Annotated in this window: 13 protein-coding genes and 1 riboswitch; of the genes, 6 read left to right on the forward strand and 7 right to left on the reverse strand. The window is 71.9% G+C overall.

Features of this window, described 5'->3' with window-relative positions; translation table 11 throughout:
- Window positions 1–17: 17 nt before the first annotated feature.
- Window positions 18–815: an HAD family hydrolase gene (locus tag AC4BGC_RS12530; RefSeq protein ID WP_490556075.1), complete on the forward strand. Its 798-nt coding sequence runs from the start codon at window positions 18–20 to the stop codon at window positions 813–815.
- Window positions 812–3,373, forward strand: coding sequence for a glycoside hydrolase family 65 protein (locus AC4BGC_RS12535; RefSeq protein ID WP_490556076.1), 2,562 nt, complete (start codon window positions 812–814; stop codon window positions 3,371–3,373). The genes AC4BGC_RS12530 and AC4BGC_RS12535 overlap by 4 nt, the downstream gene beginning before the upstream one ends.
- A gap of 4 nt (window positions 3,374–3,377) precedes the next feature.
- On the opposite strand, the gene AC4BGC_RS12540 is transcribed toward AC4BGC_RS12535, so the two are convergent.
- On the reverse strand, window positions 3,378–4,460 hold the full coding sequence (locus tag AC4BGC_RS12540) for a WD40/YVTN/BNR-like repeat-containing protein (RefSeq protein ID WP_490548118.1): 1,083 nt from the start codon (window positions 4,458–4,460) through the stop codon (window positions 3,378–3,380).
- Window positions 4,461–4,512: 52 nt separating this feature from the next.
- Here AC4BGC_RS12540 and AC4BGC_RS12545 point away from each other — a divergent pair, with 52 nt between their 5' ends.
- From AC4BGC_RS12545 to AC4BGC_RS12560, 4 genes are all read left to right on the forward strand, one after another.
- Entirely contained in the window at window positions 4,513–5,058 is a 546-nt protein-coding gene (locus AC4BGC_RS12545) for a helix-turn-helix transcriptional regulator (protein WP_490548117.1), read from the forward strand.
- Window positions 5,059–5,171: 113 nt separating this feature from the next.
- Window positions 5,172–5,390, forward strand: coding sequence for a hypothetical protein (locus AC4BGC_RS12550; RefSeq protein ID WP_490556078.1), 219 nt, complete (start codon window positions 5,172–5,174; stop codon window positions 5,388–5,390).
- Window positions 5,391–5,510: 120 nt separating this feature from the next.
- The gene (locus AC4BGC_RS12555) at window positions 5,511–6,431 is read left to right on the forward strand and encodes an alpha/beta fold hydrolase (RefSeq protein ID WP_490556080.1); all 921 of its coding nucleotides are present in this window, start codon (window positions 5,511–5,513) and stop codon (window positions 6,429–6,431) included.
- 21 nt (window positions 6,432–6,452) lie between these two features.
- Window positions 6,453–7,601 carry a PQQ-dependent sugar dehydrogenase gene (locus AC4BGC_RS12560; RefSeq protein ID WP_490556082.1) on the forward strand — a complete coding sequence of 383 codons (1,149 nt, stop codon included), beginning with the start codon at window positions 6,453–6,455 and terminating at the stop codon, window positions 7,599–7,601.
- Window positions 7,602–7,608: 7 nt separating this feature from the next.
- Here the strand turns inward: AC4BGC_RS12560 and AC4BGC_RS12565 are convergent, their stop codons facing one another.
- The 6 genes from AC4BGC_RS12565 to AC4BGC_RS12590 all read right to left on the reverse strand — a co-directional run bounded on the left by AC4BGC_RS12565 (window position 7,609) and on the right by AC4BGC_RS12590 (window position 14,559).
- Window positions 7,609–8,430: an ECF transporter S component gene (locus AC4BGC_RS12565; protein WP_490548112.1), complete on the reverse strand. Its 822-nt coding sequence runs from the start codon at window positions 8,428–8,430 to the stop codon at window positions 7,609–7,611.
- The gene (locus tag AC4BGC_RS12570) at window positions 8,427–10,010 is read right to left on the reverse strand and encodes an ABC transporter ATP-binding protein (RefSeq protein WP_490556084.1); all 1,584 of its coding nucleotides are present in this window, start codon (window positions 10,008–10,010) and stop codon (window positions 8,427–8,429) included. Before AC4BGC_RS12570 ends, AC4BGC_RS12565 begins: the two co-directional genes overlap by 4 nt.
- Complete coding sequence (locus AC4BGC_RS12575) at window positions 9,994–11,112, reverse strand: CbiQ family ECF transporter T component (RefSeq protein ID WP_490556086.1); 1,119 nt, start codon at window positions 11,110–11,112, stop codon at window positions 9,994–9,996. The genes AC4BGC_RS12570 and AC4BGC_RS12575 overlap by 17 nt, the downstream gene beginning before the upstream one ends.
- Window positions 11,109–11,762: a hypothetical protein gene (locus AC4BGC_RS12580; protein ID WP_490556088.1), complete on the reverse strand. Its 654-nt coding sequence runs from the start codon at window positions 11,760–11,762 to the stop codon at window positions 11,109–11,111. Before AC4BGC_RS12580 ends, AC4BGC_RS12575 begins: the two co-directional genes overlap by 4 nt.
- 88 nt (window positions 11,763–11,850) lie before the next feature.
- A riboswitch (cobalamin riboswitch) is annotated at window positions 11,851–11,998 on the reverse strand.
- A gap of 27 nt (window positions 11,999–12,025) precedes the next feature.
- On the reverse strand, window positions 12,026–12,994 hold the full coding sequence (locus AC4BGC_RS12585; RefSeq protein ID WP_490556089.1) for a hypothetical protein: 969 nt from the start codon (window positions 12,992–12,994) through the stop codon (window positions 12,026–12,028).
- Entirely contained in the window at window positions 12,991–14,559 is a 1,569-nt protein-coding gene (locus AC4BGC_RS12590) for a prenyltransferase/squalene oxidase repeat-containing protein (RefSeq protein ID WP_490556090.1), read from the reverse strand. Before AC4BGC_RS12590 ends, AC4BGC_RS12585 begins: the two co-directional genes overlap by 4 nt.
- Window positions 14,560–15,598: the final 1,039 nt, after the last annotated feature.

The following is a 15,598-nucleotide window of genomic DNA, read 5'->3' on the forward strand; positions in this document are numbered from 1 at the left end:
GGTCATAGCCTGATTGGGTGACCCCACCGACCGACGCCCCCGACGGCGATCACGGTCCAGTCGTCGACTGGGCCGACTACGACGCCATTCTCTTCGACCTAGACGGCGTGGTCACCCCCACCGCCGAGGTCCACATGCGTGCCTGGGCGGAGATGTTCAACACCTTCCTCGAGGAGTACGCCGAGGCGCACCCGGACACCGACGCGGACCTGGCTCCCTACACCGACGCCGACTACTTCGCCCACGTCGACGGGAAGCCGCGCTACGACGGGGTCCGCGACTTCCTGGACTCCCGGGGCATCTCCCTGCCCGAGGACGGCGGCTCGGACGACGAGCCCACCGTGACCCGGCTCGGTGACCGCAAGAACGACGCGTTCAACCACGTCCTGGAGCGCGACGGTGTCGTCGCCTACCCGGGCTCCGTGGCCCTGCTCGACCACCTCCGCGACCTGGGGATCCCGCTCGCCGTCGTGTCGAGCTCGGCCAACGCCCCCGCGGTCCTGGACTCGGCCGGGCTCGCCGACCGCTTCGCCACCGTCGTCGACGGCCGCGTCGCCACGGAGCTCGGCCTCGCCGGCAAGCCCGCCCCCGACACCTTCCTGCACGCGGCCGAGGTGCTCGGCACCACCGCCGCCGGATCCGTGGTGCTCGAGGACGCCGTCTCCGGCGTACGCGCCGGACGTGCCGGCGACTTCGGGCTGGTCGTCGGCGTCGACCGGGGTGCGGGTGTGCAGACCCTCACCGACGCAGGTGCCGACCTCGTCGTGGCCGACCTCGCGGAGACGGTCCCCGACACGAGCGGAGCCCGGGCGTGAGGACCCGCCACGTCAACAGCGACCCCCTCGACCGCGGACGGTTCCCGGTCGACCCCTGGCGGCTCGTCGAGCTCAACCACGACCCCGAGGACCTCGGCGTCACCGAGACCCTGTTCACCGTCGCCAACGGCTACCTCGGCATGCGCGGCAACCCCGAGGAGGGCCGCGACGCCTTCGCCCACGGCACCTTCATCAACGGCTTCCACGAGACCTGGGAGATCCGGCACGCGGAGGCGGCGTTCGGCTTCGCGCGGACCGGCCAGACCATCGTCAACGCCCCGGACGCCAAGCTGCTCAAGCTCTACGTCGACGACGAGCCGCTGACCCTCGGGACCGCCGACGTGGAGCACTACGAGCGCTCGCTGGACTTCCGCGACGGCGTACTGCGGCGCTCCCTGATCTGGCGCACCCCCTCGGGCAAGCGGGTCCGGGTCGAGTCCACCCGGATGGTCTCGATGACCCAGCGCCACCTGGCGGTGCTCACCCTCGAGGTCACCATGCTCTCGGGCGACGCCCCCATCGTGATCTCCTCCCAGCTGCTCAACCGGCAGGACGGCAAGGACGAGTACCACGACACGGTCCAGCCGATGGGCGATCAGGTCGATCCGCGCAAGGCCTCCGGCTTCGAGGGCCGGGTGCTGGTGCCCCGGATGCACTACGCCCGCGAGGACCGGATGCTGCTGGGCTACCAGTGCACCAACTCCCTGATGACGATCGCCGTGGCTGCGGACCACCACCTCGAGACCCCCGACGACTGCGAGACGATCCTCAGCGACGACCCCGACCTCGCCAAGAGATCCATCCGCGTCGACGCCAAGGAGGGCAACACCATCCGCCTGGAGAAGACGGTGGCCTACCACACGTCCCGGGGCGTGCCGGTGCGCGAGCTCTCCGACCGGTGCGACCGGACCCTGGACCGGGCTGCGCGCCACGGCGTGGAGCACTACCACCAGGAGCAGCTGGACTGGTACGAGCGCTACTGGGCTGCCACCGACGTGGAGATCGACGACGAGGTGCTCCAGCAGGCGATCCGGTTCAACCTGTTCTCCATCGCCCAGGCGAGCGCGCGGGCCGACCAGCAGGGCGTCCCCGCCAAGGGGGTCACCGGCTCGGGCTACGAGGGGCACTACTTCTGGGACAGCGAGATCTACGTCGCGCCGTTCCTGAGCTACACCCAGCCCGACGTGGCGCGAAACCTGCTCCACTTCCGCACCCGGATGCTCCCCGCTGCGCGGCACCGCGCCCGCGAGATGGCCCAGGCCGGAGCGCTGTTCCCGTGGCGCACGATCAGCGGCGAGGAGGCCTCGGCGTACTACGCGGCCGGCACCGCACAGGTGCACATCGACGCGGACGTCGCCTACGCGCTGACCCAGTACGTCGCGGCGACCGGCGACTGGGGCTTCCTGGTCCGCGACGGGATCGACATCCTCGTGGAGACCTCCCGGATGTGGGCCGAGCTCGGCTTCTGGCGCAGCAACGGCACGCCCTCGTTCCACATCCACGGGGTCACCGGCCCGGACGAGTACACCACCGTGGTGAACAACAACCTGTTCACCAACGTGATGGCTCGCTTCAACCTCGAGCAGGCCGTGGAGGCACTGGAGCGGATCCGCGAGGAGCACCCCACCGAGTACGCGCAGTTGGTCACCCGCCTCGACCTCGACGACGACGAGATCGAGGAGTGGCGCGCGTGCGCGAAGGGGATGGCGATCCCCTTCGACGAGGGCCTCGGCATCCACCCCCAGGACGACTTCTTCCTCGACCGCGAGGTCTGGGACCTCTCCCAGACTCCCGACGAGCTGCGGCCGCTGCTGCTGCACTACCACCCGTTGGTGATCTACCGGTTCCAGGTGCTCAAGCAGGCCGACGTCGTCCTCGCGCTGTTCCTGCAGGGCGACCGGTTCACCGCCGAGGAGAAGCGCGCCGACTTCGAGTACTACGACCCGATCACCACCGGCGACTCCACGCTCTCGGCCGTGGTCCAGTCGATCATCGCGGCCGAGGTCGGCTACCACGAGGTCGCCCACGACTACTTCCTGCAGGCGCTGTACGTCGACCTCGCGAACCTGCACGGCAACACCGTGGACGGCCTCCACGTCGCTTCGACCGGCGGCGTGTGGAGCGCGCTGGTCTTCGGCTTCGCCGGCATGCGCGACCGCGACCGCACCCTGTCCTTCGACCCGCGCCTGCCCGCCTCGTGGCCCCGGCTGCGGTTCCCGCTGAAGTGGCGCGGCTCCCAGCTGCGCGTGGAGCTGACCCAGGACGAGATCGCGTTCACCGTGGAGTCGGCCGGGGAGCCGGAGGGGGTGGGGCTCTCGGTGCGCGGCACGGAGTACGTCGTCACCGTCGAGGAGCCCCTGCGGGTGCCGCTGGAGCACCAGGGCGACCGCATCGACGGACTGCTCGGGGACAAGCCCATCCTCGGTGGCACCCGTGCCGACGGCACCCGGATCACCGCGGGTGTCCCGGAGCCGATCGACTTCGACGACCTGGGCGGCGACCTGGGGACCGATACGGCAGCGGCTCCGGTGGAGGTGCCCCCGGTCCCGCACGTGTGAGGGCTCAGAGGGCGGCGGCGCGCAGCGTCATCACGTCGGGGAGGTCGGAGACGACCTGGCTCCAGGACTCACCGCCGTCGGCGCTGCCCCAGACCGCGCCGTTGCGGGCACCGAAGTAGATCCCGGAAGCGTCGTGGGCGTCGGGCCACATCGCGTCGCGCATCACCGCGACGTAGAAGGAGTCGGGCAGGCCCCGGTCCAGCTCCTGCCAGCTCTCCCCCGCGTCCCGGGACCGCCACACGCGGGCCCTGCCCCCCGGCGGGTATCGGCCCGCGCCGTTGCCGATCGGGAAGACGTAGACGGTGTCGGGCTCGTGCGGGTGCACCACGATCGGGAAGCCGAAGTCGGAGGGAAGGCCCTCGGCGATCGAGGTCCAGGAACCGCCCTCGTCGTCGGAGCGGTATACCCCGCCGTGGTTCTGGAGGAACAGCCGCTCCGGGCGTGAGGGGTGCCGAGTGACCTTGTGCACGCACTGGCCGAACTCCGGGTACTGCTGGTCCTCGGGCAGGAAGTCGGCCCGGATGCCCTGGTTGCGCGGCGACCACGACCCGCCCCCGTCGGTGGTCTGGTAGACCCCGCCCGTGGAGATCGCGACGGTCACCGAGTCGGGGTCGGTGGGGTGCGGCAGGATCGTGTGGAACGCCTGGCCGCCGAAGCCGGCCCCCCACTGCGGGCGGTGCGGGTGGTCCCACAGGGCCTGCTCGAGGGCGAACGTCTCGCCCCGGTCGGTGGACTTCCACACCGCGCCGGGCTCGGTGCCGGCGTACACCACGTCCTCATCGGCTCCCGGGGCGAGCTGCCAGATGCGCTCCACGCTCGCGTCGGTCCCCTCGGGGAAGCGGACCCCGCCGTCGGCCGACTCGTGCCAGGTCTCGCCGAGGTCGTCGGAGTGGCGGACGCGGGGACCCAGCCACATCGAGGACGCACCGGCCAGCAGCCGGGGCGTCGGGCCGCGGGTGTCGATCATGCAGGAGTAGACCTCCTCCATGTCGAAGTGCGGCCCCGTCCAGGTCCAGTCGGTCCGCGCTGCGTCGGAGCGGCCGATCCACAGCCCCTTGCGTGTCCCCACCATCAGCACCGTCTGCACCAGAACCCCGCCTCTCGCATATTCCTATTAGGAATAGTAGCCTGACCCCACCATGGGTCAAGACCTGCCGGTGACGGCGTACGCACTGCTGGGGCTGCTCACCTTCGGCGACTCGCTGACCGGCTACGAGCTCAAGCAGCGCGCCGACCGCACGTTGCGCTACTACTGGGTCTCCCCCGCGATGAGCCAGGTGTACAGCGAGCTCGAGCGGCTGCACGCGCACGGCCTGGTACGCCGGTCGGGGGACGGCCGGACGTCGTCGTACGAGCTGACCCCGCAGGGTTCCGAGGCCCTGACCCGCTGGCTGCGCGACTCGCCCGTCGGCTTCCCGGTGCTCAAGCACCCCGTCGCGCTGCGCCTGCTGCTCGGCGCCCTGGTGGAGCCGGCCACGGTCACTGCCATGCTGCACGAGCACCTCGAGGCGCTGGAGCGCGAACGAGCCGACCTCGAGCAGGTGCGGGTCTCGCTGCGAGGGGTCGACCGCGACGGGGAGGCGTTCCGCTACCCGGCGCTCGTGGCGGACTGGGGGCTGTCCTACTTCGAGCACGAGCGCACGATCATCGAGGACCTGCTGCAGCGGATCAAGGACGGCGCCTGACCGGCGTTGTTCACACACTTGTCACACACCTGAGACCTCTCGGACTCCCCCACTGCCTAGCGTCTCGTTAACGACGTTGAGCACACAGCGCGGAGCAGCCAGGGGAGATGCACATGAACCAGATACTCGACTCGATGATGCGGCCCGTGACCAGGTGGGCCGAGCACAGCCAGCAGCAGGCGTGCCGCAACGCGATGGTGGCCTCCACCGCCCTGGCCGAGGTGCGGGCCGAGTGGGACGACGCCCAGGACTACGTCGAGACCACGCTCGCCCGGCGCAGTGCGAGCTTCGGCGAGGCCCACTCCCCGCACCGCGTGGCCCGGCTCGGCTGAGCCCACCGCGCGGACCGGGGCCGCGCGGCACCTCCAGCATCCGAGACGTGCCCGCTCGCCTGTTGGTGATCTCGCGCACGAACCGGCGCGGCCGCCCGGGGCCTGGGGCACAATCCCGCCATGGCTACCCCCGCGCCCCTGCACCTCGCGCCGTCGGACGACGACGGCCTGGCCCTGCGCTACTACACCGTGACCAGCGCGGACGGCACCGAGCTGCAGGCGTGGACCAACGACGCGGACGGGCCCACGGTGCTGTTGTGCAACGGCCTCGGCACCAACCCCTACGCGTGGCCGGCCCTGCTCGAGCCCGGGTGCGGAGTGCGGGTCATCTCCTGGAACCACCGCGGCACCGGGGAGTCCGAGCGACCGAGCGACCCCGAGCGAGTGGGCGTCGAGGCGTTCGTCGAGGACGCGGTAGCGGTGCTGGACGACGCGGGCGTGGACACCTGCGTGGCGATGGGCTGGTCCATCGGGGTGAACACGATGTTCGAGCTCGCCGTCACCCACCCGGAGCGGGTCACCGGCCTGTTCGCCGTGGGCGGGGTCCCGGGCGACACGTTCTCCTCGATGGGCGCCCCGATCCTCGTGCCGCGAGTGCTGCGCAAGCCGATCGCGGTCAACGTCGTGCGCGGCCTCAAGCTGGCCGGCAAGCCGCTCACCGCGGTCGCCTCCCGGCTGCCGATCGGGCCGACGACCTACCGGGTGCTCTCGCACTCGGGGTTCATGCTCTCGATGCCGGACCCCGAGCTGGCCCGGCACGCGATCCGAACGTTCCTGACCACGCCGATCGACTGGTACATGCACCTCGCGCTGCACTCCTCGCTGCACGGGCGGGTCTCGCTGCGCGACATCGCGGTGCCCACCAGCTTCATCGCCGGCAAGTACGACATCCTCGCCTCCGCGCACGACATGTCGACCGCGGCCGCACGGATCCCCGGCGCCAGCTACACCGAGCTGCCCGCCACCCACTTCATCGCGATGGAGCGTCCCGACGAGGTGCACGAGGCACTGCTCGAGCTCCTGGACCGCGTGTCCCAGTAGGGCGCTGGCTACGCTCGCGAGATGTTCCGGCTCGCCTCTCCCCTGGTCCTGCTCACGTTGCTCGTCTCCGGGCTCATCTTCGGGCTCGCCGGCTGCGGTGCCGACGAGGAGCCCCGCGCCGGCGACACGCCTGCTCCGGACCCCGGTTCGTCGAGCAGCACGTCGCCGTCGGCCAGCGCCACTCCCTCCGCGCCGCCGAAGGTGTCGGCCCGGCCGAAGGTGATCGGCACGGTCGCGGAGAACCTCGAGGCCCCGTGGGGGATCGCGTTCCTCCCCGACGGTACGGGCCTGGTGACCGAGCGGGACAGCGGCAAGGTCTTCACCGTCGGCGGCGGCAAGGTCGACCAGGTGGGCACCGTCGACCAAGCGGCACCCAACGGCGAGGCGGGCCTGCTGGGAGTGGTGGTGTCCCCGTCGTACGCCGAGAACCAGCAGGTGTTCCTCTACGTCTCCACCGACGAGGACAACCGCGTCCTGCGCACCACGCTGCGCGACGGGAAGCTCGGCGCGCTGAAGCCGGTGCTCACCGGCATCCCGCTGGGCAGCAACCACGACGGCGGCCGGATGATCTTCGGGCCCGACGGGATGCTCTACGTCTCCACCGGCGAGGCCGGCCAGCGCGACCTCGCCCAGGACCGCGACTCCCTCGGCGGCAAGATCCTGCGGATCACCCCCGAGGGACGGCCGGCGCCGGGCAACCCCTTCCCCGGATCCCCCGTGTGGAGCTGGGGCCACCGCAACGTCCAGGGACTCGCCTTCGACGACGACGACAACCTGTGGGCCTCCGAGTTCGGCGACAGCACCTACGACGAGCTGAACCTGATCGAGAAGGGCCGCAACTACGGCTGGCCCGTGGTCGAGGGGATCGGCAGGGAGCCCGGGATGACAAACCCGCAGGTGACCTGGTCCACCGACGAGGCCTCCCCCTCGGGGCTGGCGTTCCTCGGCGGGCGGCTGTGGCTGGGCGCCCTGCGCGGCGAGCAGCTGTGGCGGGTGGACGTGAACGGGAAGAAGGCGAGCGGGGAGAAGGGATTCCTGGTCGGCAAGTACGGCCGGATCCGCACCGTGGCCGCCGCCCCCGACGGCAACCTGTGGGTGAGCACCTCCAACCGCGACGGTCGTGGTGACCCGGCTGAGCAGGACGACCGGATCCTGCTCGTCCGTCCCTGAATCCTGGTCAGGCCTGGTTGACGCTGGCCCGTCGTACGGCGCGGCGCAGGGTGGCGAGCACGGCGGGGCCGAGCAGCACCAGCGCGATCGAGTTGGTGATCGCCCGCCCGGTGTCCCAGCTGCCCGTCGAGGTGAGCAGGGTGTAGATGCCGAAGCGGTGGAGGTTCTCCAGCAGCGGCGCTCCGGGGACGAACGAGATTCCCCCGGTGTGCCCGGGGAGCTCGATGCCGAGCAGAAACGGCCAGCTGGACATGTTCATCGCGAGGCCGAAGGCGTAGGCGGCCACGACCCCGTAGGCGATCAGCATCGCGATCTCCCAGCGTCCGGTGACCCGGCGCGGCAGCAGCCCGGCGCCCATCCCGACCCACGCCGAGGCGAGCATCTGGAACGGTAGCCAGGGGCCGACCCCGCCGGTGAGCAGCGCCGAGGCGAACAGCGAGGTGCAGCCGAGCACGAACCCGAACCCGGCCCCGAAGACGCGCCCGCCCAGGATCAGCAGGAAGAACACCAGCTCGACCCCGGCCAACCCGGCGCTGAGCCCTCGCATCACCGCGTTGATCGCGGTCAGCACCCCGAGCATGGCGAGGACCTTGGAGTCCATCCCGCCCTCGGTGAACTCCGCGAGGCAGACGAGGATCACCACCGGGAGGAGCAGCACGAACACGAACGGCGCCTGGACCGAGCGCCCGTCCTCGCCCACCCTGACCAGCAGCGGCCACACGAACATCAGCACCCCGGCCAGCGAGGCGATCCCCAGCACCAGCAGGGACCTGGGTCGCAGCGGCACCGCCGCCGACGCGCGTGAGGTGATCCGGAGCGTGGCGCTCACCGCAGCGCCCCTGCCGCGACCACCTGGTCGACGGTGAGCCAGCCCGGCCCGAGGACCTTCTGCACCTGGGGCGCGAACGCCGGCGACTCCGCCACCACCCGTTCGGTCGGGCCCTCCGAGACCACCTCGCCGTCGGCGAGCACGACGACCCGGTCGGCCACCTGGGCGACGAACTCCACGTCGTGGGTGGCCACCAGGACGGTCCGGCCGTCGGCCTTGAGCGAGGCGAGGATCTCGCCCAGCGCGGCCTTGCCCGGGTAGTCGAGGCCACGGGTCGGCTCATCGAGGAAGATCACCCGCGGCTCCGCGCACAGCACGACCGCGAGCACCAGCGCGAGCCGCTGTCCCTCGGAGAGGTCACGTGGGTGCAGCGCGGGATCGATGCCGGGTGCCAGCCGGTCCAGCAGTGCGCGGGCACGTCCGGGCGCGGCCGCGTCCCGGTCCGCGGCGGCACACTCCTCCTCGACGGTCTCGAGGTAGAGCAGGTCGGCGGCCGTCTGCGGCACCAGCCCGACCAGCCGCCTGCGCGCCGGCGCGGAGAGCTCGGCGGGGTCCTTGCCGAGGACGGCCACGGAGCCGCCGCTGCGCTTGCGGCTGCCCTGCAACGCCCACAGAAGGGTGGACTTGCCCGACCCGTTGCGGCCCATCAGTGCGACGACCTCGCCTGCGTCGAGGTCGAGGTCGACGCCGCGGACCGCCTCCTGCCGCCCGTAGCTAACCCGCGTCCCGCGGGCGGCGAGCAGCCGCTCCCTTGTCCTGTCCGGGCTGGGGCTCGGGGCCGGCGCATGCAGCTGAAGGGGTACGGCGCGCCGGCGGGCGTCGCGCACGCTCAGCGGCAGCGGTGACCAGCCGGCCCAGCGGCCGAGCTCCACGATCGGCGGGGCGACGGGCGAGTCCGCCAGCATCTGCGCGGGGTCACCGGCGACGATCCGGCCGCCCTCGACCAGCACGATCCGATCGGCGAACGGCACCACTCGCTCCAGCCGGTGCTCCGCGAGCACCACGGTGACGCCGACGTCGTGCACCAGCCGGGTGAGCGTGGCCAGCACGTCCTCGGCGGCGGTGGGGTCGAGCGCGGAGGTGGGCTCGTCGAGCACGAGGAGGCGCGGGTGCATCGTCAGCACCGAGCCGATGGCCACGCGCTGCTGCTGTCCTCCCGACAGGGTCCGCAGGTCGCGGCGGCGCAGCTCGGCGATCCCGAGCAGGTCGAGGGTCTCCTCGACCCGGCGGCGCATGGTGGGTGCGTCCAGGCCGAGCTGCTCCATCCCGTAGGCGAGCTCCTCCTCGACGGTGTCGGTGACGAATCCTGCGGTCGGGTCCTGGCCGACGTACCCGACGAAGTGGGCGCGGTCTCGGGGCGGCAGGTGCAGGATGCTGGCGCCGTCGAGCAGGACGTCGCCGGTGAGCCGGCCCCCGGTGAAGGTGGGCACCAGCCCGTTGAACACCCCGAGCAGGGTCGACTTGCCCGCGCCCGTGCGGCCCGCGACCAGGACGAGCTCGCCCTCCTCGAGGGTCAGGTCGACGTGGCTGAGCACGGGGTCACCGTGGTAGCCGAAGGTGAGGTCACGCAGCTCCAGCACCGGCCACCTCCTCGACGCGGGTGACCGACTGCGACTGCAGGGGCTGCGGCGCCACCAAGGCCGCGACGAGCCCGAGGCCCACGACCACGAGCATGCCCGCGCTCATCGCCGGGACGGTGTCCAGCGCGGGGTGCAGCAGCGCGTCACCGCGCAGCACGCCGAGCACCCCGGCGGCCACGGCGAGTCCGCTCCCGGCGACCAGCAGCTCCTCCGGGCCCCAGTGGTCGGGGCGGTACCGGGTGCGGCGTACCCGACGGCCTGCGGACCAGAAGCCACCGGCCGCGAGCGCGATGCCGCCGAGCAGGCCGGGGACGGCCAGCCACTGCGGGGCGGTCTGGTCGAGCAGCGCGTAGGTGCCGACGCAGATCCCGGCGAGGCCGGCGATCATCAGCGCACCCGTCGTACGCCGCTGCCCACTGGTGAGCTCACCGGCTCGCCCGTAGCCGCGGGAGTCCATGCCGGCCGCCAGGGACATCGACCGCTCGAGTGCGTCCTCCATGACCGGCACGACGATCCCGCGCAGCCTCCCGATGCGACCACCCGGGACGCCGCGGAGCTGGCGCGCCGCACGCACCCGGCCCAGGCTGTCGGCCATCTGGGGCAGCAGCGCCACCGCGACCACGATGGCGGTACCGATCTCGTAGAGCGCCGGCGGCATCGACTTCAGCAGCCGCTTGGGGTTGGCCAGCGAGTTCGCGGCACCGACGCAGATCACGATGGCCGCCAGCCGCATCCCCTCGTAGAGACCCGCCAGCACCGACTCCAGGGTCACCGTCCCGAGCAGCCGGATGCCCGCGACCCACTCCGGCAGCGGGATCTCCGGGAGCTCCAGGAGGACGAAGCTCCCCGCGCCGCCGCCGAGGAGCACCCGGAAGAGCACCCGGATGCCGATGATGACCAGACCGAAGACCAGGTAGAGCCGGAACGACCGGGACCACGGGTGGTCGGACTTGCGCAGCGAAACAGTGAACCCGGCGACCGCCACCAGGAGCAGCAGCAACAGCGGGTTGGTGGTCGCGGTCGCCGCGGCGGCGAGGCCCAGCGCCCAGAGCCACCAGGCCCCGGGGTGCAGGTCCCTCGCCGGCCGGGACGTGGTGGTCATGCTCCCTGGCGCCGCCGGGTCACCATCACGGCGCCCACTCCCGCCGCGAGAGCGACCACGCCCAGGATCGGGACCCAGACCGGAAGACCGTCGTCCTCATCGGACTCGCTGGACTCACTGGACTTCGCGGCCGGCTCGGTCTCCGCGCTCTGCGGCGCCGCCGCACCCGTGGGCTCGGCTCCCGGTGACGCAGCCACCCGCGGGAACGCCGGCTTCTCGGAGGTCTGCCAGGCGAAGCCGACGTAGTCGCCGTCCTTGACCTTCAGCTGGTCGGCGCCGGTGGAGGCGTAGTCCCACTTCCCGTCGGCTCCCACGAACAGGCCCCAGTAGGCGTTGCCCGGCGGCATGTCCTGGCACTTGACGTCGGCCGGCAGCTTGTCGACCTGGCAGGCGACGCCGGGGAAGGCGCCGACGGGGGTCAGGTCGAAGCCGGCCTCCTCGAAGACCGCGGTCGCGGTCTTGCCCGCACCGTCCTGGACGCACTCCTGCTGGACGCCGTCACCGATCCCCTGGAAGTCGACGACGACGTTGACGCCGTCGCCTTCGCAGTACCCGGCTGCCTGCGCCGGGGCGGCGGTGAAGCCCACCCCTGCGAGGACGGAGAGGAGGAGTACGACCAGGGCTCGCCCGGGGTACGTCGTGATGTTCATGGTGGTCCTTCCCGCTGCAACAGCGGGAGCGACTGCCACCAGGACAGGGCCACCCGCTGCGTTCCGCGACAGCGTGCGTGGAGTGACGTCCACATCGGGTGCTCCGGCTCGCCGCACGAGGCGGCTCACGGTTGCGGGTCAGCGCCGGAGTTGCACCGGCTTCCCCCGTCTGCGGGCGTGACATTGACTTGTAGTGGGTGCCCGAAGGCCGGGCAACCGTAACACCAGTTCAGGGAGGTCTGAGCCGGGAGAGGCGAGAGGTCCTAGGCACCCCTCCGGTTGCGCAGCCACACCCCTCCGCCAGCGGCGCCGGCGAGTACGACGATCAACGTCGCCGGCACCCACAGCGGCAGCCCGCCGTCCTCCCGGTCCCCGAGCGACCCGTCCGTGGTGGCGCTGGCGAGGCCCTCCCCCGCGTCACCTCCGGAACCGGCCGCCGGGGTCGCACCGCTGTCGGGGCTCGTGGACGGCGACCCCAACGCCGAAGGAGCGTTCGTGGAGACACTCGCGCCCGCCGAGGGAACCGCTGCCGACGGGACCCCCGAGGCCGCCGGTCGTGCCGGCCCGGACTGGCCCGGGACCTGTGGCTTCGCCGTCGGCGCCTGCACGTTCCCCTGGTCCGGGGCCTCGCCGGGCGCCTTGGTCGGCTTGGTCGGCTTGGTCGGCTTGCTCGGGGCGGCCGGCTTGCTCGGTTTGCTCGGCTCGGCCGGTGCCTTGGTCGGGGCCTTGGTCGGGGCCACCGGGGCCCTGGCAGAAGGAGGCACACCAGGAACGTCGGTGTCGCCGCCGTTCTGGAAGCTCCACGCCACCGACCCGCCGTCGGGGACCTTCAGGGTGGACACCCCCGCGCTCGCATAGCTCCAAGTGGAGGCGCCCTTCTTCGCCCAGAACAGCCCCCAGTAGGCGTCCGCAGGCGAGGTGGTGGAGCAGTCGGCGCCCGCGGGCGCGGACTTCACCCGGCACACGAAGCCGCCCGAGCCGCCGACGTACTCCAGCGGGAACCCGGCTGAGGGAAAGATCGTGCTGGCGTACTTCCCACCTCCGTCGGGCGCACACGCGGTCTGGACGCCGCCTCCCGCGCCACGCCCGAAGTCGACGACCACGCTGACGCCACCGGCCGCGCTGCACTGTGCTGCCGACGCTGGCGGCACGACTCCCACCAGGCCGGCCGCCACGGCGAGCGCCGTGACGACCAGCCCGGTGAGGGTGTGCCTGCGCATCCGCGAGGTCACCGGACCACGCGGATCGTCCGGGCACCGCGGCGGATGTCGCCGAAGGCTCCGTAGGCGGCAATCCGTTTGACGCCCTTGGCGCGGCCGACCCGGAACTGCGCCTTGAACACACCCTTCGGTGAGGCGACCCCGCGACGGGTGGGCTTGCCCTTGTAGTACACGGTCGTCTTCTCACCCGGTGCCAGCCCGGCCACGGTGACGGTGACCAGCCGGGAGCGCTTGATGCGCTTCTTCGAGGTCCGCACCGCCAACTTCTTCGCGCCCAGCACCTTGACCGTGCGCGAGGCGCGGTGCCCGTGGTCGTCGACGACGGTGTAGGTGCGGGTCGCCGTACCCGCGGGCAGGGTGACGTTCTTCCTCCAGGTGGGGCCGGTGGCCGTGCCGGTCGTGGTGGCGACACCCGGGCCGGACAGCGTCAGCCGGTGACCCGCCCTGGTGCCCGAGACGCTCAGCGTGAGCGTGCTCCTCGCCTTCCGGTAGTCCGCGGGAGCCACCAGGCTCAGCGACCCGGTCGCGGAGGACGGCAGCCACCGCAGGGCCGAGAGGCTCTGCGCGGTGGCACGGACGAACACCGTCCGGCTGCGCTCGTCGAGGCCGTCGGCCGCAGCCTCCTGGTAGCTCGCGTCGTCCACGGCGACCGCCCCGATCTCGGCTGCCAGGCGGGCGGGGCCACCGTGGCGAGCCTGGTGCCGGTAGAGCCAGGCCGCTGCCTTCTCCGACGCGGCGTTCCCACCGAGGGCGCGTGCCGCGAGGCCGGTCGCGTTCGCGTTGCCGGCGCCGGACGCGCTCCACGAGCCGTCGGCCCGCTGCTGGCCGGCCAGCCAACGCCGCGCCTTGGCCACCGCGGCCGACACGGCCGGGTTCCCGGTGACCGACGCCAGCTCGACCACAGCGAGCGCCGTGGCGTCGACGGAGGGGGCACTGGTGCCCTCGACGCAGTCGTTGCCGGTGGTGAACGAGTCACGCAGGTAGCCCGAGGGACACTGCTGGCGGAGCAGGAACGAGGTGACGTCCGCGGCCTTGGTCGATCCCGCGGTCGCGAGGGCGCGCGCCGCGAAGACCTGGGAGACGACACTGTCGTAGGCGCCGGTGAGCGCCCCCGCCCGGCCGGTGCTGGTGTCCACCTTGGACTCGACCCGCCCGACCAGGTCCCCGGGACCGAAGGTGGCGGGGTTGCGCCCGGCCAGGTCTGCGAGGACCAGCAGCTTGGCGGCCTGACCGGGCCCGTAGCCGGCGTACTCCGCTGCGTCGTCCTCGACCGCGTCGGTCATCTTCTGGACCGCTGCCGGCTGCTGGCCAGCCTCGACGAGGGACTCGACGGCGTCGATGGTCAGGCCCTGGTCGTCGTAGAGGACCCAGTCCCCTGAGCCGGCGTCCGCGTAGCCGCTCTGCAGCAGGCCGTTGCTGGCCTGAGCGACCAGCCAGGCTGCCCCTGTCTGGACACCCACCGGGTCGCGCGGGGCGGCCTGGGCGGGCGTGGTGGCGAGGATCGCGCCGGAGATGACCAGGCCTGCGGAGGCGACGTACGCCCCGAGCCTGGTGGTGGTGCGCGCAGTTGTGCGCATGAGTTGGTTCCTTCCCGCTGCACAGCGGGAGGCACACATGACTCGTGGACCACCCGCTGCTTTCCACGACAGCGTGTGTTCGAAGACGTCTGAAGTGGGTGCTCCGGCTCGTCGTCACTGCGAACAGATGACGACCTACGGTTGCGGGTCAGCGCCGGACTTGGACCGGCTTTCCCCAACGACGAACGTGATGGATGTGGAGTTGTGGCCCCGACGGGGCTGGCCGGACCGTAGCACGCCGAGCGGGCGTGAACAGACACGCCAGGTGGTGGGCCGGGCGTACGCGACCCCAAGGTGGTCGAGCAGCGAGCGCAGCCTTTCGCGACCACGCCGGGTGCGGCGGGAGGCAGGGTACGACGACCCTCCGATCGGGCGTCTCACGACCCCAAGGTGGTCGAGCAGCGAGCGCAGCGAGCGGCCAGTCGAGACCACGCCAGGCGAGCCGGAGGGCAGAGGTACGACGAGCCTCGGGTCGGGCGTCCGGCGACCCCAAGGTGGTCGAGCAGCGAGCGAAGCGAGCGGCCAGTCGAGACCCCGCCAGGTGATCCTGCACGTGCATCTCTCCGACGCAGCGATCCGCGGCGACGGCCTCCACATCGCCCGGGTCGAGAGCACCCGCACGGGGGTCACCGCCGAGCAGGTCCGTCACCCCGAGTGGTCTCGACTATCCGCTCGACCACCATGCGTCGCGTGCCCCGGCGTACGGCTGCCTGTCGAGTCGCCTGGAGTGGTCTCGACTATCCGCTCGCTTCGCTCGCTGCTCGACCACCATGGGGTCGCGTGCCCCGGCGTACGGCTGCCTTTCGGGTCACCCTGAGTGGTCTCGACTATCCGCTCGCTTCGCTCGCTGCTCGACCACCATGGGTCGCGTGCCCCGGCGTACGGGTGCGTATCGAGTCACCCCGAGTGGTCTCGACTATCCGCTCGTCTCGACTATCCGCTCGCTGCGCTCGCTGCTCGACCACCATGTGCTGGCTCGCTGCTCGACCACCATGGGGTCGCGTGCCCCGGCGTACCTCGACGACCTCGCTGCTGGGAC

This window comes from Nocardioides sp. Z38_18 (genome assembly GCF_058215695.1).